Origin of the sequence: Pseudonocardia xinjiangensis, from assembly GCF_012911925.1 — a bacterium.
Taxonomy (GTDB): Bacteria; Actinomycetota; Actinomycetes; order Mycobacteriales; family Pseudonocardiaceae; genus Pseudonocardia; species Pseudonocardia xinjiangensis.
In genome coordinates this window covers 1-17,416 of the sequence record NZ_JAAXKY010000084.1, presented here as the reverse complement: position 1 = coordinate 17,416, position 17,416 = coordinate 1, and the positions used below count along the sequence as shown (strand labels likewise).

16 protein-coding genes are annotated in these 17,416 nt (G+C 73.3%); 5 read left to right on the top strand and 11 right to left on the bottom strand.

From position 1 onward, the window contains the following. Positions 1-72 precede the first annotated feature (72 nt). The 4 genes from HF577_RS23130 to HF577_RS39815 all read right to left on the bottom strand — a co-directional run bounded on the left by HF577_RS23130 (position 73) and on the right by HF577_RS39815 (position 4,208). Positions 73-1,434, bottom strand: coding sequence for a dihydrolipoamide acetyltransferase family protein (locus tag HF577_RS23130; RefSeq protein ID WP_169398040.1), 1,362 nt, complete (start codon positions 1,432-1,434; stop codon positions 73-75). 5 nt (positions 1,435-1,439) lie between these two features. After that, positions 1,440-2,414, bottom strand: a complete 975-nt coding sequence (locus tag HF577_RS23125) for an alpha-ketoacid dehydrogenase subunit beta (RefSeq protein WP_169398039.1) — start codon at positions 2,412-2,414, stop codon at positions 1,440-1,442. Between the two features lies 1 nt (position 2,415). Next, positions 2,416-3,660 carry a pyruvate dehydrogenase (acetyl-transferring) E1 component subunit alpha gene (pdhA, locus tag HF577_RS23120; protein WP_312859315.1) on the bottom strand — a complete coding sequence of 415 codons (1,245 nt, stop codon included), beginning with the start codon at positions 3,658-3,660 and terminating at the stop codon, positions 2,416-2,418. 221 nt (positions 3,661-3,881) lie between these two features. Next, positions 3,882-4,208 (bottom strand): antitoxin, encoded by a 327-nt coding sequence (locus HF577_RS39815; RefSeq protein ID WP_169398038.1) that lies wholly within the window; start codon positions 4,206-4,208, stop codon positions 3,882-3,884. 164 nt (positions 4,209-4,372) lie between these two features. Here HF577_RS39815 and HF577_RS23110 point away from each other — a divergent pair, with 164 nt between their 5' ends. From HF577_RS23110 to HF577_RS23100, 3 genes are read left to right on the top strand one after another with little or no spacing between them, the layout of a single operon-like run. Then, a complete protein-coding gene (locus HF577_RS23110) occupies positions 4,373-5,332 on the top strand; it encodes an ABC transporter substrate-binding protein (protein ID WP_169398037.1) in 960 nt (319 codons plus the stop codon). Between the two features lie 7 nt (positions 5,333-5,339). Further along, a complete protein-coding gene (locus HF577_RS23105; RefSeq protein WP_312859314.1) occupies positions 5,340-6,260 on the top strand; it encodes an amino acid ABC transporter permease in 921 nt (306 codons plus the stop codon). After that, on the top strand, positions 6,257-7,021 hold the full coding sequence (locus tag HF577_RS23100; protein ID WP_281359835.1) for an amino acid ABC transporter ATP-binding protein: 765 nt from the start codon (positions 6,257-6,259) through the stop codon (positions 7,019-7,021). Before HF577_RS23105 ends, HF577_RS23100 begins: the two co-directional genes overlap by 4 nt. A gap of 67 nt (positions 7,022-7,088) precedes the next feature. Here the strand turns inward: HF577_RS23100 and HF577_RS23095 are convergent, their stop codons facing one another. From HF577_RS23095 to HF577_RS23085, 3 genes are all read right to left on the bottom strand, one after another. Continuing rightward, a complete protein-coding gene (locus HF577_RS23095) occupies positions 7,089-9,362 on the bottom strand; it encodes an ATP-binding protein (RefSeq protein WP_169398035.1) in 2,274 nt (757 codons plus the stop codon). 79 nt (positions 9,363-9,441) lie between these two features. After that, positions 9,442-11,799 carry a LuxR C-terminal-related transcriptional regulator gene (locus HF577_RS23090; protein ID WP_169398034.1) on the bottom strand — a complete coding sequence of 786 codons (2,358 nt, stop codon included), beginning with the start codon at positions 11,797-11,799 and terminating at the stop codon, positions 9,442-9,444. A 147-nt stretch (positions 11,800-11,946) separates the two neighbouring features. Next, positions 11,947-13,485, bottom strand: a complete 1,539-nt coding sequence (locus HF577_RS23085) for a helix-turn-helix transcriptional regulator (RefSeq protein ID WP_169398033.1) — start codon at positions 13,483-13,485, stop codon at positions 11,947-11,949. 131 nt (positions 13,486-13,616) lie between these two features. Between HF577_RS23085 and HF577_RS23080 the strand changes: the two genes are divergently transcribed. Then, positions 13,617-14,126, top strand: a complete 510-nt coding sequence (locus HF577_RS23080) for a hypothetical protein (RefSeq protein WP_169398032.1) — start codon at positions 13,617-13,619, stop codon at positions 14,124-14,126. Positions 14,127-14,133: 7 nt separating this feature from the next. On the opposite strand, the gene HF577_RS23075 is transcribed toward HF577_RS23080, so the two are convergent. From HF577_RS23075 to HF577_RS23060, 4 genes are read right to left on the bottom strand one after another with little or no spacing between them, the layout of a single operon-like run. Then, entirely contained in the window at positions 14,134-14,640 is a 507-nt protein-coding gene (locus HF577_RS23075) for a class I SAM-dependent methyltransferase (protein WP_169398031.1), read from the bottom strand. Then, positions 14,637-15,134: an acyltransferase gene (locus tag HF577_RS23070; protein WP_169398030.1), complete on the bottom strand. Its 498-nt coding sequence runs from the start codon at positions 15,132-15,134 to the stop codon at positions 14,637-14,639. Before HF577_RS23070 ends, HF577_RS23075 begins: the two co-directional genes overlap by 4 nt. After that, positions 15,113-16,243: a glycosyltransferase gene (locus tag HF577_RS23065; RefSeq protein WP_169398029.1), complete on the bottom strand. Its 1,131-nt coding sequence runs from the start codon at positions 16,241-16,243 to the stop codon at positions 15,113-15,115. Before HF577_RS23065 ends, HF577_RS23070 begins: the two co-directional genes overlap by 22 nt. A 44-nt stretch (positions 16,244-16,287) precedes the next feature. Further along, positions 16,288-16,875 carry a peroxidase-related enzyme gene (locus tag HF577_RS23060; protein ID WP_169398028.1) on the bottom strand — a complete coding sequence of 196 codons (588 nt, stop codon included), beginning with the start codon at positions 16,873-16,875 and terminating at the stop codon, positions 16,288-16,290. A 40-nt stretch (positions 16,876-16,915) separates the two neighbouring features. Here HF577_RS23060 and HF577_RS23055 point away from each other — a divergent pair, with 40 nt between their 5' ends. Next, the gene (locus tag HF577_RS23055; protein WP_169398027.1) at positions 16,916-17,218 is read left to right on the top strand and encodes a DUF3024 domain-containing protein; all 303 of its coding nucleotides are present in this window, start codon (positions 16,916-16,918) and stop codon (positions 17,216-17,218) included. Positions 17,219-17,416: the final 198 nt, after the last annotated feature.

The window sequence follows — 17,416 nt, the reverse complement described above, 5'->3', positions numbered from 1 at the left end:
TGTGCTCCCGAACTCGTGGTCACGGATCGGTCACCTGGCGGCGGAGCCCGTCCCCGCCGCCAGGCAGGTGCCTCACCAGGTGAGGGCGAGCCCCGGATCGGTGAGCAACGCACCGATGTCGGCGAGGAACCGGGAGCCCTGCTCGCCGTCGACCAGCCGGTGGTCGAACGACAGCGCGAGCTGGCACACCGTGCGGACCGCCAGCTCACCGTCCACCACCCACGGCGAGGGTTTGATGGCGCCCACGGCGAGGATCGCCGCCTCCCCCGGGTTGAGGATCGGGGTGCCGGTGTCGACCCCGAAGACGCCGACGTTCGTGATCGTGAAGGTGCCGCCCACGAGGTCGGCGGGTGGGGTCCGGCCCGACCGTGCCGTGGCGGTGAGCTCGCCCAGCGCCGCGGCCAGCTCCCGCAGGGTGAGCGTGTCGGCGTCCCGGACCTTCGGGACGATCAGCCCTCGTGGAGTGGCCGCCGCGATCCCGAGCTGCACCCGGTCGTAGTAGACGATCTCGCCTGCCGCCTCGTCCCAGGAGGCGTTGACCTCCGGGGTGCGCCTCGCCGCGAGGCACACCGCCTTCGCGACGAACGCGAGAGGCGTCAGCTTGACCTCGGCGTACTCCCGCGTGCCGCGGAGCCGGTCGCGCAGGGCCATCGTCTCGGTGACGTCGACGGCGAGGAACTCCGTGACGTGCGGCGCGGTGAACGCGCTGCTCACCATGGCCGCCGCCGTGGCCCGGCGGACCCCGCGGATCGGCTCGCGCCGCACCCCGCCCACCGTGGGCGCGGCGGGCGACGCCGGCGGCGCGGGCTCGACGGCGGACGTGGCCGCGGCCGCCTCCACGTCCTCCCGCGTGATCACGCCGCCCGCCCCGGAACCGGTGAGCGACCGCAGGTCGATCCCGAGATCCTTGGCGAGCTTGCGTACCGGCGGCTTGGCGAGCGGCACCGGGCCCGCTGCCGGGCTCTCGGCCGCAACGGGCGAGCCCCGGTCCGGGAGGTCCGGCCGGACGTGGCGTCCGTTCGGCACGGCCGGTGGCGGTGCGGCGGGAGGAGCCGACGGCGAACGACGGGCACGCCGCTGCACCGAACCCGGCCGGGGCCCGTAACCGACCAGGGTGGCGATGCGGCCGTCCTTGCCCGCCTCCCCGATCTTGGCGCCGGCCTCGTCGGCGGGCGCCGCCTGCGCGGGCGCCGCCTCCGCCGTCTCGATCGCGATGATCGGGGCTCCGACGGGCACGGTGCGGCCCGGCTCGACCAGCAGCTCCCCGACCGTTCCGGCATAGGGACAGGGCAGCTCGACCGCCGCCTTGGCCGTCTCGATCTCGACGATCACCTGGTTGACGGTGACGGTGTCACCGGGCGCGACGTGCCAGGTGACGACCTCGGCCTCCGTCAGCCCCTCGCCGACGTCCGGCATGGCGAACTCGCGACGCATCCCCGTCACCAGGCCAGGGACCGGTCGACGGCGTCCAGCACCCGGTCCAGATCGGGGAGGTAGTCCTCTTCGCATTTCGACGGCGGATACGGCGTGTCGAAGCCCGTGACCCGGATGACCGGGGCCTCCAGCGAGTGGAAGCACTGCTCCTGCACCCTGGCAGCGACCTCCGCGGTGACCGAGGCCTCCGACGGGGCCTCGGAGACGACGACCAGGCGGCCGGTGCGGCGCACCGACTCGATGACGGGCCCGAGGTCCAGCGGGGACAGCGCCCGCAGGTCGATCACCTCGATGTCGTGGCCGTCGGCCTCGGCGGCCGTGGCCGCCTCGAGGCACGTTCGCAGCACCGGGCCGTAACCCGCGAGCGTCAGCGTCGAACCCGCGCGGGCGACGCGCGAGGCGAACAGCGGTGGCGGGGCAGCGTCCAGGTCGACCTCGGCCTTCTCCCAGTAGCGCCGCTTCGGCTCGAAGAAGATGACCGGGTCGTCGCAGTCGATGGCCTGCTGGATCATCCAGTAGGCATCGGCCGGGTTGGAGCACGCCACGACCTTGAGCCCCGCCACGTGGGCGAACAGCGACTCCGGCGACTCGCTGTGGTGCTCGACAGCGCCGATCCCGCCGCCGAACGGGATACGCACGACCACCGGCATCCGCACCTTGCCCTGCGAGCGGAAGTGCAGCTTCGCGAGCTGCGAGACGATCTGGTCGAACCCGGGGAACACGAACCCGTCGAACTGGATCTCGCACACCGGGCGGAAGCCCCGGATCGCGAGCCCGACGGCGGTGCCGATGATCCCGGACTCCGCGAGCGGGGTGTCGAGCACCCGCTGCTCGCCGAAGTCCTTCTGCAGGCCGTCGGTGACCCGGAAGACCCCGCCCAGTTTGCCGACGTCCTCGCCCATGACGAGGACCTTCGGGTCGCGCTCCATCGCCGCGCGCAGACCGTCGTTGAGTGCCTTGGCCATCGTGAGAACGGTCATCTCAGACCCCCTCCCCGCCGGCGCCGGCGAGCGATCCCTCTGGCTCGAACGACTCGAGGTAGGCGAGGTACTCCGCACGCTGGGCGTCGATCGTGGGCGAGCCCTCCGCGTAGACGTTGGCGAACATCCGGTCCGGCGCCGGCGGTGGCATCTGCAGGCAGTGCTCGCGGAACCGCGCGGCCAGCGCGTCGGACTCGGCCTGCACGTCCGCGAAGAACTCCTGGCCGACGGCGTGCTCGCGCACCAGGTTGACCCGCACCCGCTCGATCGGGTCCTTGAGCTTCCACAGCTCGAGCTCGTCGGCCAGCCGGTAGCGCGACGGGTCGTCGGAGGTGGTGTGCGCGTCCATCCGGTAGGTGAAGGCCTCGACGAGCACCGGTCCGTTGCCGGTGCGGCACTCCTCCAGCGCCCAGCGGGTGACGGCGAGGCAGGCGAGCACGTCGTTGCCGTCGACACGGACGCCGGGGAAGCCGTAGCCGGCCGCCCGCTTGTAGAGCGGCACCCTGGACTGACGTTCGGTGGGCTCGGAGATCGCCCACTGGTTGTTCTGGCAGTAGAAGACGACGGGAGCGTCGTACACCGCGGCCCAGACGAAGCCCTCGTGGACGTCGCCCTGGCTGGTGGCACCGTCGCCGAAGAAGCAGACGGTGGCCTCGTTCATCGAGCCGTCGTCGCCCGCGCCCACCGCGTTCCCGACCCGGCCCTCGAACCGCTGGCCCATCGCGTAGCCGGTGGCGTTGAGGCACTGGTTGCCGATGACGATCGTGTACAGGTGGAAGCGGGTGGCCAACGGGTCCCAGCCACCGTGGTCGGTGCCCCGGAAGATCCCGAGCAGCTCGGTGGGGTCGATCCCCCTGGTCCACGCCACCCCGTGCTCCCGGTAGGACGGGAACACCATGTCCTGGGGCTGCATGGCCCGGCCCGCGCCGATCTGCGCCGCCTCCTGCCCGAGCAGGGGCACCCAGATGCCCAGCTGCCCCTGCCGCTGCAGCGCGTTGGCCTCGCGGTCGAAGCGGCGCACCAGCACCATGTCGCGGTAGAGCTCCTGCAGAGCCGCGCTGTCGACGTCGCCCGCGAAGTGGTCGAAGCGGGGGTCGGACACCCGCTCGCCCTCCGGGGTGAGCAGCTGGACGAGGTTCGGATCCCCCTCGTCGGTGGCTTTCAGTGCGGCGAGGACGTGCTCGCGGCTGGGGCGCTTGTCGGGTACCGCCGGAACGGACGGGGCCCAGTCGTGCGGATCGGACACGATGCCTCCTCATGCTCGGGACCCGCGACCGTTCGTGGCGGCACGGGGCGGGCGCGTCCGGATCCCGGCACCCGGGTGGGGGCACCATGTCCGGCGTAGCGCAATCCTGGCACGAGGGGCCGAAAGCCGGGAGCGACGCCCGGATGCGCCCGCGACAGACCAGCGGCACGTCCCCGAAACGGGGACGTACCGCTGGTCGAGCACCGGCGGTTCGGTGGGTTCTAGCGCTCCGGCGTGCCCGGGTAGGGCTGGCCGGGCTGGGCCTGCGGAGTGGTGTGGCCCCCGGTCGGACCGAAGTTGTTGGTGCGGTCATAACCCTGGGTGTAGCCGTTGCTCCCGGAACCCGGGATGTGCCGGATCCCGGCGACGCTCTTCGCCTTCTGCGCGGCGCCACTGATCTGGCCCGAGTACTTGCCCTTCGTCTGCTTGTCGACGAACTTCGCAGCCTGGTCGACGAACTTGGCTGCCTTGTCCGGGTTGCTCTTCGCGTACCGGCGGGCGGCCTCCGCGACCGTGGCCAGCGTGGCCAACTTCCTGAACAGCGGCATTGCGCTCCTCCGTCGTATGTGGTGCCGCCGCGACAGCGTCTGCGCGGCGTCTTGGTTCTCCTGTACCCACCCTAGCGCCGGACCTCACCTGAGATCCCCAACGAATTACGGAGCGTGACGTCACACAACGGTGACCATCTCGAGGATGTCCGAGCGGTGTCGGAATGGCAGCATCCCCGCGTACTCGCCGTCAGGTACCGGAGGTCATCGTGCACGCCACCACCCGTTCGCTACCGGCCGTGCTCGCCGCGGCTGCGCTGACCGTCGCCCTCGCGGGGTGCGGCTCCGGCGGGGACGGCAGCGGCGCCACCTCCGGTGGCGCTCCCACCACAGCGGCGGCCCCGGCCGTCACCAAGGACGACGCGCTCGCCGCCATGGTTCCCGCTTCGGTCTCCTCCGACGGCAAGCTCGTGTTCGGCACCGACGCCTCGTACCCGCCCAACGAGTTCACGGCCCCGGACGGCACCACGATCATCGGGCTGGACGTCGACCTCGGCACCGCCGTGGCACAGAAGCTCGGGCTCACCCCCGAGTTCCAGAACAGCCAGTTCTCCGGGATCATCCCGGGCATCGAGGGCGCCCGCTACGAGCTGGGCATCTCCTCGTTCACGATCAACGACGAGCGCATCAAGACCGTCGACATGGTCAGCTACTTCTCCGCGGGCACCAGCCTGGCCGTGGCGTCGGGCAACCCGGAGGGCATCACGCCCGACAACCTGTGCGGTCGCGCGGTCGGTGTGCAGGCGGGCACCGTGCAGGTGGACGACGTGGCCGCTCGCAGCCAGGCGTGCACCGCGGCGGGGCAGCCGGCGATCGCGGTCACGGAGCTCCAGCAGCAGACCGACGTGACGCTCGCGCTGACCTCGAAGCGCATCGTCGCGATGCTGGCCGACTCCCCGGTCGTCTCCTACGCCGTCACCACCACCAGCGGCGCGGTCGAGGTGGTCGGCGAGCCGTGGGACACGGCGCCGTACGGCATCGCGCTGGGCAAGAGCCAGGGACAGTTCGCCCAGGCGGTGCAGGGTGCCCTGCAGGCCATGATCGCCGACGGCAGCTACGCCGCGATCCTGCAGAAGTGGAATGTGTCGAACGGCGCGATCGCCACCTCAGAGGTCCGGAGCTGACGTCGCGGTGACCGCTTCTCCACCCCTCGACACGGCTCGGCGCCCGCCACCCATCAAGGCCGTACCCGTGCGGCACCCCGGCCGGTGGCTGGCCGTCGCGGTGCTGGCCGTGCTCGCGGCGATGCTCGTCAACACGATCCTCACCAACGACGGCTTCCGCTGGCCGGTGGTCGGCGAGTACCTCTTCTCCGGACCGGTGCTGAACGGCCTGCGCAACACGCTCGTGCTCACCGTGCTGTCGATGGCGATCGGCATCGTCGGTGGCATCGGCCTCGCGGTCATGCGGCTGTCGCCCAACCCGGTGCTCTCCAGCGTCTCGGCCGTCTACATCTGGCTGTTCCGCGGCACCCCGCTGATCGCGCAGCTGCTGTTCTGGAACTTCCTCGCCGCGCTCTACCCGCGGCTCGCGCTCGGCATCCCGTTCGGGCCGGAGTTCATCTCCTTCGACACCAACCAGCTGATCAACCAGTTCGCCGCGTGCCTGCTCGGGCTCGGGCTCAACGAGGCCGCCTACATGGCCGAGATCGTCCGCGGCGGCCTGCAGTCGGTGGACGACGGGCAGACGGAGGCGGCGGGCGCACTGGGCATGTCACGCTCGCAGACGTTGCGCCGGATCGTGCTGCCGCAGGCCATGCGTGTGATCATCCCGCCCACCGGCAACGAGACCATCTCGATGTTGAAGACCACCTCGCTGGTGGTCGTGATCGGCTACTTCGAGCTGCTCACCTCGGTGCAGCGGATCTACTCCACCAACTTCCAGACGATCCCGCTGCTCATCGTGGCCGCGGCCTGGTACCTGGCGCTGACGTCGCTGCTCTCGATCGGGCAGGGGTTCGTCGAGCGCCACTACGGGCGCGGCACGAGCCGGGGTCCGACGGGCTCGCGGCTGTTCTCGCGGGCACCCGAGCAGGGGACGGCGACCGGATGACCACACCCATGGTGGAGGCCGTCCAGGTCCACAAGAGCTTCGGCCGCGTCGAGGTGCTGCGCGGCATCGATCTCACCGTCATGCCCGGTGAGGTCGCCTGCGTCATCGGGCCGTCCGGCTCGGGCAAGTCCACGTTCCTGCGCTGCATCAACCACCTCGAGCGCATCGACGCGGGGGCGATGCGGGTGGACGGCGAGCTCATCGGCTACCGCGAGGCGGGGGGCAGGCTCCACGAACTGCGCGAGTCGGAGGTGGCGAGGCAACGCCGCGACATCGGCATGGTGTTCCAGCGGTTCAACCTGTTCCCGCACAAGACGGCCGCGGAGAACGTCATGGAGGCGCCCCGCACGGTGCGGCGGGAGCCGCGCAGAGCGGCCCGCGAGCGCGCGATGGCGTTGCTGGACCGCGTCGGCCTCTCGGACAAGTACGACTCCTACCCGGCCCAGCTCTCCGGCGGACAGCAGCAGCGGGTGGCGATCGCACGGGCACTGGCGATGCAGCCGCGGCTCATGCTGTTCGACGAGCCCACCTCGGCCCTGGACCCGGAGCTCGTCGGTGAGGTGCTCGACGTGATGCGGGGGCTCGCCGGGGAGGGCATGACGATGGTCGTGGTGACCCACGAGATGGGGTTCGCCCGCGAGGTCGGCGACACCCTGGTGTTCATGGACGAGGGCCGGATCGTCGAAGCCGGCCAGCCCCGTGACGTGCTGGGCAACCCGCAGCACGAGCGCACGCAGGCGTTCCTGTCGAAGGTGCTGTAGCCGGCCGGGGTCAGCCGCCCGCGCGCTCCGCCCCGCGCGCTCTGCCTCGCTGCGCAGGATGCAGAACTCAGCGGCGGGCGCTGCGGCGCAGCGCGTGCACGGTGGCGTCGGCCCGCCCCCTGGCGCCGATCTTGGAGTAGATCCGCGTGACGTGCTGCTCCACCGTGGACACGCTGATCGCCAGCTGCGCGGCGATCTGCTTGTTGGCCCGGCCGCCTGCGATGAGGTCGAGGACCTCCACCTCGCGGGCGGTGAGGCCGTCGGGATCCATCTGCGCCGGGCAGGGACCACGGTCCAGCGCCAGCGACAGCACCTCGGCCGGGGACAGATCCTGGCCGGTGGCCCAGGCCGAGGCGAACGCCGCCTCACCCAGCTCCGCCCTCGCGGAGGAGACGGCCCGGCGCATCCCCTCCTGGTCCGGCCCGGAGACGTAACCACCCGCGTCGACCCGGGCCAGCAGTGCCTCCGCCGCCGACCAGAGCCGGACGGCCCGGGCGACGTCGGTGTCCACGGTGGCGAGACCCTGCAGGCAGAAGGCGACGTTCGGCGCGTCGCCCACCTCGGCCGCGAGGCGCAGTCCCTCACGGAAGTGGACGGCGGCATCGGCGTCGTGCCCCTCGTCGACGGCGATCCCGGCCAGCAGGTGCGACGCCATCGCCGCGCCCTCCCGATCACCCACCGCCCGGGCCAGGTCGAGCGCTCGGCGGCCCAGCGCAGCCGCCCGGTCCCGCCGCCCCGCCGCCTGGGCGACCGTGCCGAGGAAGCACGACATGAACGACGCGGCCCACAGCTCGCCGGTGGACAGCGCCAGGCCCACGCCGCGTTCCAGCAGCTCGACGCCCCGCTCCTGCTCGTCGAGGCCGATCGCCGCGAACCCCGCGCTGCTCAGCGCGTAGGTCTCGACGGCGGTGTCGCCCACCTCGCGCGCGATCCGGATGCTCGCGTCGAGCAGGTCGGCGGCCGTGCGGTAGTCGGCCTGCCCGCAGGCCATCGTGCCGGCGACGAACGCGGCCCGCGCCCGCGCCCGGGCCGACAGCGGGGTGGCGAGGGCGTGCTCCATGGCCAGCCGCCCTTCGGTGAAGCGGCCGCGCAACCACCAGAACAACCAGGTGTTCCAGCCGAGGTCGGCGAGCTGCTCGCCGTCACCGGCCGCCACGAGCGTGCTGGTGGCCCCCCGCAGGTCGGGTTCGGCGTCGTCGAGCCTGCGCAGCCAGTCCAGCTGGCCGGGACCGCGCAGTCCCGCGGCCGCACGCCCGGTCAGCTCCAGGATGCACGCGGCGTGCGCCGCGAGAGCCGCGTCCATCGCCCCGTGCTCGACGAGCAGCGAGAGCCCGAACTGGCGGACCGGTTCGAGCATCCGGTACCGCGTGGCGCCCCCGACCCCGGTCTCGGCCACCACGAGGGACTGGTCGACGACCACCGTCAGGAGGTCGAGCGGCCGGTGGTCGGTCATGGCGGCAGCGCTCGCCGCGTCCAGGCCCCACCAGCCCGAGAACACCGACAGGTGCGCGAAGAACTGCCGCTCGGGGTCGTCGAGCAGGTCGTAGCTCCATCGCAGCGCGGCCTCCAGGCTGCGGTGGCGGGGCTCCGCGCCACGGTCGCCGCCGGCGAGGAGGTCGAGCTGGTCGGACAGCATGGTGGCGATCTCGGGGGCGGCGAGCACCGAGACCCTTGCGGTGGCGAGCTCGATGGCGAGCGGGAGCCCGTCGAGGCCACGACAGATCTCGCTGATCGCCTGCGACGTGGCAGGCGTCAGCGAGAAGCCGGGCATCCGATGGCGGGCGCGTTCGAGGAACAGCCGCACCGCATCGCCGTGCTGCAGCGGGGGAACCCGCCAGACCACCTCGCCGGGCAGCCCGAGCGACCGCCGGCTGGTGGCGAGGACACGCACCCCGGGACACCCGGCCAACAGCTCGTGGACCAGCCGGGCCACGGCCTCGACGACGTGTTCGCAGTTGTCGAGGACGACGAGGAGGGTGCGGTCGCGCAGCGTCGCGGCGAGCAGGTCGGCCAGCGCGGTGCCCGGCTGCTCGCGCACCCCGAGGGCCTGCGCCGCCAGGTGCGGGACGAGGTGGCCGTCGGTGGTGGCGGCGAGGTCGACGAACCAGCAGCCGTGCGGGAACCGGTCGAGCACATCCACCGCGACCCGGGTGGCCAGGCGTGTCTTGCCGCATCCGCCCGGCCCGGTGAGGGTGACGAGCCGTTCCGCGTCGAGGGTGGACGTCACCTCGGCGACCTCTGCTTCGCGCCCGACGAAACGCGTGAGATCGAACGGGAGGTTGTGGACGGCGTCCTCGGGCATGACCGGCCGCTCGGCGGCGGTACCGGTCGTTCTACCCACGGGCGGATGTTTCCACAGCGACGCGGCGAGGACCACGCGACAGCGGCCCCGTGACCCGCTCGGCGCAGTCGCCGAAAGCTCACCTGTCCGTTCTGACCTGGGCCGCCAGTGCGGACCTCGTGGACACCCCCAGCTTCGCGAACGCCCGTCCGAGGTGCGTCTCGACCGTCTTCACCGAGAGCATCAGCTCCTCGGCGATCTCACGGTTGGTGTGGCCGCTCGCGACGAGCTGGGCGATCTGGTGCTCGCGGGGGCTCAGCACGTCCCGCGCGCTGCTCCCGGCGCCGCCGCCACCCCCGCAGCGGATCCCGCGGAGCAGGGCGTCCGCCTGCGCGCCGAGCCCCGTGGCTCCGCACCTGGCCAGCACGGCCGCCGCCGCTGTCATCTCGGCAGCGGCCCGGGACCGCTGGCCCGCGGCACCCAGCGCGATGCCGGCGAGGGTGCGGGACCGGGCCGCCTCCACCGGGTTGCCCGCGCGTTCGAGCAGCTCGGCGGACCGCAGGGCCGTGCCGGCCGCGGGGGCGTGCTCGCGGTGGGCGTTGCGGACGGCCGCTGCCGCTCGCAGCGCCCAGCCCGTGCGGCCGGCGAGACCGAGACCTGCTGCCGCCAGCTCCGCCCGTTCGGCCCAGCCGGTCGCGTCGACCCGGCGGCCGGCCCGGATCGCGGCCTCGGTGAGCAGCGCGAACCAGTAGGGCCGCCTGCTGCGCACGATCCGGGGCAGGTCCGGACCGCCACCCGCGTCCTGGAGCGCCGCGATCCCGGCGTCGTGGTCACCGGCCGCGAGCCGCACCTCGGCGACCGTCGCCATGACCTCGGGCGTGGCTCCCGTGAGACCGCGGGTCTGCTCGCCCAGCCGGGTGGCCACGGTCAGGTCGCCCGCGACGACCGCGGCGGCGCAGCGGCTCCCCAGCGCGCGCACCCGGCTGTCCGCCACGCCGGTCGAGCGCGCGCAGGCGATGGCCTCGTCGCCGGCCCGGGCCGCGTCGGCCAGCGCGCCGGTCCAGGTCAGCACGGCGGCAAGGCCGGTATGGATCTCGGGCAGCAGGTACGCCTGTCCGGTTCGGCCGGCGAGAGCGAGCGCCCTGCGCAGGTGGGCGCACGCCGGTCCGGGCCGCTCGATCGTGGTCTCGCTCCAGCCCAGCAGCGCCACGGCGTCGACGTGCGCGGCGATGACGTCGTCGGGGAGGGGGTCGAGCAGGGCGCTCGCCTCGTCGGCCGCCGTCCTGGTCTCGGCCACGGCGCCCGAGCGGCCGCCGGCACCGGCCAGCAACGCCGCGGCAACCCCGCGCAGCACCGGATCCCCAGCCGCGACCCGCGCCCGACCGGCCCAGCGGGACGCCTCCTCGTGGTCGGAACCCCACAGGTGCACCGTGGCGATGGCGAGCCGCAGCCGGGAGGCCGTGGCCGACAGCGGGTCGGGCAGTGCGGCCAGGGCCTGCGTGAGCAGCCGCACCGCGTCCGGTCCGCGGTGCGGGCGCCGTTCGGCGGTCACGCGGGCGGGCGTGCGCCGCGCGGGCACGGGGTGGACAAATCCGCCGCCCCGCACGCCCGGACGGGCCGCTCCGCGGGCGGCCCGGCGCAGCACCGGATGCCGGAACGCGAACCGCCGGGGCACCTCGGTCCCGCGCACGACCTCGCGCCGGCACAGCTCGTCGAGCAGGTCGAGCGCCTCGCCCTCCGGCAGGGGGACGCCGGCCGCCGCCGATCCGGCGTCGAACGGGTCCCCGACGGCGGCGGCCGCGGAGAGCAGCAGAGCAGCGGCGGCCGGCAGGTCGCACAGCTCCTCCCGCAACGACGCGACGATGGCCGGTGGGGCCCCGGTCCCGTGGCCAGGTGTTCGTGCGAGCTGATGGAGGTAGAACGGGTTGCCCCCGCTCTCGGCGATGGCGCGGGCCCGGTCCGCTTCGGCGACGGTGCCCCCGAGCAGCGCCGCGGCGTCCTCGGCCGGCAACGGACCGAGCTCCACCGTGTCGAGCGAGCGGCACCGCTGCGCCGCGTGCAGGGTGCGCAGCAGCGCGGGCGAGGCGTATCGCGGGCGCAGCGCCAGGCCGAGCAGCACCCGCGCGCCAGGAGGGTGGCGCAGCAGGTGGCCGACCAGTTCGACCGTGGCCGGGTCGGCGCGGTGCGCGTCGTCGAGCACGAGCAGGAGCGGTGCTCCCTCGGGCAGTCCCGCCAGCAGCCTGCTGACAACCTGGTGCCTGCGGTGCCGGCCGGCACCCGCTCCCACCGGTACCCCGAAGAGCCGGGCCTGGTCGCCGGGGGCGCGATCGGTCCGGACGAGGAACCCGGCGGCCTCGGCGGTGGCGGCCAGGTGCTCCAGCAGCAGGGTCTTGCCGATGCCGGGCTCGCCGCGCACCGCGAGGGCGCGCGGCGAGCCCGCCGCAACCTCGGCCACGAGAATGTCGGCGAAGGCCTGCTCGACCTCGCGACCGACCATCGCGTGCGGTCCTCCCCGTCGTGGTTGCGTCGGCCCGGACACCCCCACGGACCGGGCCACCAGCAGCCTGACCCCGGAAGCCGCCGACCGGCCATCCGGGATAACCCCTACGCGCGGTGTCGTCCCGGACAGGGGTCCCGGGCGGGGTCAACGGGACGGGACGAGAAGGCCGCCGACAGCCGCGCGGGTGCGGGCACCGACCTTGCCGAGCACCCGGGAGACGTATCGCTCGACGGTCTTCTCGGCCAGGTGCAGCTCCGCCCCGATCTCCCGGTTCGTCCGGCCCTCCGCCACCAGTGCGGCGACCTCCCCCTCCCGGTCGGTGAGCCGAGCCGGCCTGGGACGGTCCGGCGGGCCGGGAACGCCCGGCCGGGTCACGTCCGCACTCCTCCCTCCCACGGTGGGCTCGACCGCCGCGAGCGTGAGGATCTCCCCGACGACGGCGCCCGCGGCGTCGGCACCGCCGGCATCCTCGAGCGCGGTGGCCCGGCACCCGAGCAGGACGGCCCGTTCGACGATGGCGGCGTCGGGCAGCAGTCGCAACGCGTCCGCGTACCACCGCGCCGCGGTGCCGGGAGCCCGCGGCGCCACGTCCGCCGCGGCGCGGGCGAGCAGGGTGGCAGCAGCGCGGTCACCCACCGCCGCGGCCTGCGCGACGTGGTGAGCGCGTGCGGACGGCGGTGCCCCGGACCGCTCGAGCACCGCGGCGATCCGCCCGTGCGCCCGCGCGGTCCATCCCGGCCCGGTGTGCTCGCGGACGACCCGGCGCACGAGCGGGTGCCGGAACCGGAACGCCCAGGGCAGGCCCGCCGGGTGCACCAGGTTCGCCTCGACCAGCACATCCAGGACGTCCGCGGTCCGGTGCCGGCCCGGCGAGACCGATGCAACGCCCGACGCCGCCACGGCCGGCCCGAGGTCGAAGGGGTCACCGGCGACCGCTCCGCCCTCCAGCAGCCGTCGTGCCGTCGGGTCGAGCTGCTCGACCTCCTCGAGTACCAGCTCCGCCACCGGCCGCGGCACGCCCGCCCCGTGCCGGGCCATCTGCAGGAGGTGGAAGGGGTTGCCACCGCACTCGCGGACCAGCGCCGCGCGCCGGGACCGGGCCGCCCCGGACACGAGCTGCGCGGCTGCGTGGTCGTCGAGCGGCCCGAGCTCGACACGCTCGACGAGCCCGGAAACGACCCCACGGTCCAGCGCGCGGGCCAACCGCTCCCGCGCCGGGAACCGGCGGTGGGCCAGTACGAGCTGCACGGCCGCCCGGGGCGGCGCGCGGAGCAGGTCCACCAGCAGCTCGGCCGACGCGGCGTCGGCCCACTGGACGTCGTCGAGCGCGAGCACCACGGGCCGTCCTGCCGCGAGCCGTTCCAGCAGCGACCGGACGGCGAGGCGGCGTGGGCCGAGCCCGGTCAGGTCGGCGGTGGGCAGGCAGGGCCCCAGTGCGTCGACGACCAGGGCGTACGGGCTGTCCTGCTCGAACGCGGCAGCACGTGCGCGGAGGACCAGCGCCCCGGCCCGCTCCGCCTGGTCCGTGAGCACCCGCACCAGTGAGGTCTTGCCGATCCCGGGCTCACCCACCAGCTCCACGACGACGGGACCGCCTGCCGGGAACGCGTGCCTGCGCCGCGCGTGATCGAGCCGGGCGAGCTCGCGCGCCCGTCCGACCAGCTGCCCTTCCGACCCCGGCATACGCCACCCCTGGTTCTGGAGGATCCGGGGGACGCTACCCGCGGAGCCGAGGTTGCGGGGTCTCCCGGATACCGGCCGCTCGACCGGGCACCGCAGGGTCGAGGCCACCCGTACTTCCCGGGAGGGCTGACATGGACCCGTCGATCACGTTCTACCAGACCCTCAGCAGCACCAGCTTCACGCTGCTCGGGCTCTGGTTCGGGGTCATGCAGTTCGCCCACGGCGGATGGCGGACCGATCCCGAACGGCACGCGAGCACCATGCACCTGGCACTCAAGTTCTTCCTGCCCGCCGTGATGGGACTGGCCTCGCTGCTGGCCTCGGCGAACGACGGCGGCCTGATCTGGCGGTGCACGTTCGCTCTGGGCGGCCTGATCGGTCTGGTCGAGTCGGTGCGGTACCTGCGCCGGGCCGGCGGGCCGACCGGGCGCATCACCGTCCGGACCCTGTCGATGGCCGACCCGCTGCTCTACGCACTCGTGGCGGCCGCCGCGTTCATCCCGCCGGGGACGACACGGCTCACCCCGCTGCAGATCGAGGGCATGGTCACCGGGCTGCTGTTCGTCACCGGCCTCGTCTCGGTCTGGGTGGCCTTCGCCGAGCGGGCGGCCGAGAAGGAGACCGCCGACTCGGCGGAGTAGTCACGCGTCAGGGCTTGCGGGCGTAGAGGCGCAGGTTGCGGATGTCGTAGGTGAACAGCTCCTCCACCACGAAGAACTCCGCGACGGCCGCACGCAACGACTCCGCGTCGAACAGCGTGTGATGGGCGTTCCAGATCCACAGCGGCACCCCCCGCGCGTCCACGCCCTGGTGCGCCTCCCGCTCGGAGTGGCCACCGAGGATCCAGTAGTTCGCCTCCGCGGTGTCGATCGTGCCCTCCACCCACTGCGTGGCGACGAACCGTGCGTCCGGGACCCCGATGTCGATCTCCGCGCCGGTGCGCAGCACGCGGGCCCACTCCCGCAGCGTCTCCCGGACGAGCTCGTAGCTCTGGTGCTCGAGCACGTGGTTGGCCCGCAGCGCGTCGAGCGAACCCGAGGCGAACGGGAGGCGGTCGATCGCGCACCGGACCTCGATGTCGGGCAGCGCGAGCACGTCGACGTGCAGGTCGTAGTCGGGATGCGGCTTCTCCCCGGCGCCGATCTCCAGTCTCATGCGGTCGGTGGGGTGAGCTTCTTGAGGACCTTCGCCGGACGCCCTGCCACCACCGTGTAGGGCTCCACGTCCTCGCGCACCAGCGACCCACCCGCGACGACGGCGTGCTCGCCGATCGTCACGGGGCCGAACACGGTGACCCCGCTGGCGAGCCAGACGCCGTCGCCGATCACCACGTCGCGACCGGACCGGGGGAAGGCGAGCTGCCGGTCGTGGCCGAACTGGTTGATGTCGTGGGTGCCGGTGAGCACCGAGACGTCGTGACCGAAGAACGCGTACTCGCCGATGGTGATCGTGCCGCCGGACATGTTGAACAGCGCGTTGTTGACCACGGCGGTGTCCGGGATGCGCAGGCGTGAGCGATCCCCGTGCCAGCGGTAGGAGTACAGGGCGTCGAGCTTCAGTTCCTGGACCTGTCGGGCCACCTGTTCCGCGACCAGCGCATCGAGCGGACCGCGCAGGGCGCGGGTGATCAGGCGGTCAAGCAGTCGCATGCGGTTTGCCCTCCGGCATCCTCGTCGGTGCCGGAATGGTGGCATACCGGCGCACCGGACAGCAGCAGCTCCAGCCTCCGGGCGAGTGCATCGATCCCGAAGTGGGTGCGGGCGATCGCCTCGTTGTGGTCGAGCAGGGACGGGTCCGGGTCTGCGAGCCAGGCCCGCAGCGGCTCGGGGTCGGCGGCGGGGAACCACCGGAACCCGAACGCGGCGAGCTCGCGGGCCACCGGGAAGTCGCCGACCGCGATCGGCTTGCGGTGCAGCGCCGACTCGATCAGGGGCAGCCCGAAACCCTCCCAGGACGACGGGAACACCACCGCGTCGCACGCCGCGTAGGCCGCGGCCATGTCGGTGCCGTCCGGGAGCCTGCGGCGCACCGGAACACGGGCCTCCCGCAGGAGCCGGGCGAGGTCGGCCGCGTACCCGTCCTCGGCCGGACCGGTGAGCCAGAACGTGCCGCCGAGCGACTCGGCGAGCGCCAGCCCGACGTCGACGTGCTTCCGGGCGATCGCGCGGGTGGGCTGCAGCAGGAGGGGCCCGGCGGGGACGTCGAGCCGGGCGCGGAGCCCATCGCGGTCCTCGGGACGCGGCGTCTCGTCGAAGCCGTGGTAGACGGTGGTGGCGAGGATGCCCCGCCGGTCCGAGAGCGAGCGCCGCGCCATGTCGTTGACGGTGACGTGGTGCCACGACGGGTCGTCCGGCGGCCAGGTCGTGACCCCGGCGTACCGCTCGCGCTCCCACGGCAGGTCGTGGTGGCGCAGCACGGCGGGACGGCCTCGCAGGTACTCGGCCACCGCCTCCCCGGCCGCCTGGTTCATCGGCAGCGAGCACACGTTGTCGGCGACCACCACGTCGATGTCCGCCAGCGCCGCATCCAGCAGTCGCCGCGACGGCGGCTGCGCGTCGTCCAGCGCGAGGCCCGGCACGAGCACGTCGGGCCGCCCGTCGCCGGCGACCAGGCGCACCCGCATCCCGAGCCGTCGGAAGGCGGTCGCCCACTGCGCAGCCGTGACCGACACACCGTCGGCCATCCCGAGGCGGTAGGAGACGATCGCCACCCGCTGCCCGAAGAGGTTCGACATCCGCGCATCGTCCCTGGGTCGCATCACCACAGCATGACCTGTGGGTTGCGGCGGCGTGCTGCCGATCTTCAGATTCTCGGCAGCCGTCCCATCAGGAAGAACTCCGGGTTCGGTCGCAGCGCCGTGAGGTGGGCCAGCCGGTTGGACATCGCGAACAGCGCGGTGATGGCCCCGACGTCCCAGATCTCGTCCTCGGAGAGTCCTGCGATGCGGGCGTCGTCGAGCTCGGCGTCGGTGAGCGAGGCGGAGTCGGTGGCGACGAGCAGCGCCAGATCGACGATCGCGCGCTCCCGTGGGCTCAGCTCGACCCCCCACGGGTTCGTCGCCACCCGGTCGGCGATCTCGGCGTCCTTCGCCCGGACCCGGAGGATCGCACCGTGGGCGACCACGCAGTAGGTGCAGTTGTTGGCGCCGGACGTCGCCACCACCACCAGCTCACGCTCGGCCCTGCTCAGTCCGACATCGGAGTCCATCAGGGCATCGTGGTAGTCCAGGAAGGCCCGCAGCTCGGCCGGTCTGCGGGCGAGAGCCCGGAACACGTTCGGTACGAACCCCGACTTCTCGGTGATCTTCTCGATCCGCTTGCGGAGATCGTCCGGCATGTCCTCCAGCTCGACATGGCCGAACCGACTCACGGGGTGCGGCGAAGCACTCATAACTCTCGACGGTAGCCCTCGGAAGCGCCACGATGCGCCCATGGACGTGCCCGAGGAGATCCGCAGCCGGTTGTCCCAGTGGTGCGCTGATGTCGTCCCCGATGCCGAGCGCGAGCAACAGCGGCTCGGCTACACGATCCAGGGCGACGAGGTCACGATCCTCGACCGCAGGCCGCCCACCTACCCCGAGCTCGAGGTGGAGTGGTCGGCCACCCCGGTGGCGCTGCTGCGCCTCGAGGACGACGGCGGTTGGGTGCTCTACCGGGCGGCGGCCGACGGTGGCTGGCAGCACGAGACGGCAGGGCCCGACCCGATCGCGCTGCTGGAGCAGGTGCGCGACTGAGCGGCCGGCGCCGGGCGGTTCAGGCCCCGGCCTGACCGACCCGCGCCGTCTTGCGGCCGGCGCCGGCCAGCGGCACCACGCGGGCACCGCCGGTGGGACCACTGCGGATCACCAGCGCCGACGCCCGGCGCAGCACGCTCGCCAGGGTGGGGGTGTCGGTGTCGCTGTGCGGCTCGTCGGTGGCGACCACCGCGAACA

Coding starts and splice junctions, on each gene's coding strand:
- HF577_RS23130 (WP_169398040.1), bottom strand. CDS start 1,434: ATGCGTCGCGAGTTCGCCATGCCGGACGTCGGCGAGGGGCTGACGGAG.
- HF577_RS23125 (WP_169398039.1), bottom strand. CDS start 2,414: ATGACCGTTCTCACGATGGCCAAGGCACTCAACGACGGTCTGCGCGCG.
- HF577_RS39815 (WP_169398038.1), bottom strand. CDS start 4,208: ATGCCGCTGTTCAGGAAGTTGGCCACGCTGGCCACGGTCGCGGAGGCC.
- HF577_RS23110 (WP_169398037.1), top strand. CDS start 4,373: ATGGCAGCATCCCCGCGTACTCGCCGTCAGGTACCGGAGGTCATCGTG.
- HF577_RS23100 (WP_281359835.1), top strand. CDS start 6,257: ATGACCACACCCATGGTGGAGGCCGTCCAGGTCCACAAGAGCTTCGGC.
- HF577_RS23090 (WP_169398034.1), bottom strand. CDS start 11,799: ATGGTCGGTCGCGAGGTCGAGCAGGCCTTCGCCGACATTCTCGTGGCC.
- HF577_RS23085 (WP_169398033.1), bottom strand. CDS start 13,485: ATGCCGGGGTCGGAAGGGCAGCTGGTCGGACGGGCGCGCGAGCTCGCC.
- HF577_RS23080 (WP_169398032.1), top strand. CDS start 13,617: ATGGACCCGTCGATCACGTTCTACCAGACCCTCAGCAGCACCAGCTTC.
- HF577_RS23075 (WP_169398031.1), bottom strand. CDS start 14,640: ATGAGACTGGAGATCGGCGCCGGGGAGAAGCCGCATCCCGACTACGAC.
- HF577_RS23070 (WP_169398030.1), bottom strand. CDS start 15,134: ATGCGACTGCTTGACCGCCTGATCACCCGCGCCCTGCGCGGTCCGCTC.
- HF577_RS23065 (WP_169398029.1), bottom strand. CDS start 16,243: ATGCGACCCAGGGACGATGCGCGGATGTCGAACCTCTTCGGGCAGCGG.
- HF577_RS23060 (WP_169398028.1), bottom strand. CDS start 16,875: ATGAGTGCTTCGCCGCACCCCGTGAGTCGGTTCGGCCATGTCGAGCTG.
- HF577_RS23055 (WP_169398027.1), top strand. CDS start 16,916: ATGGACGTGCCCGAGGAGATCCGCAGCCGGTTGTCCCAGTGGTGCGCT.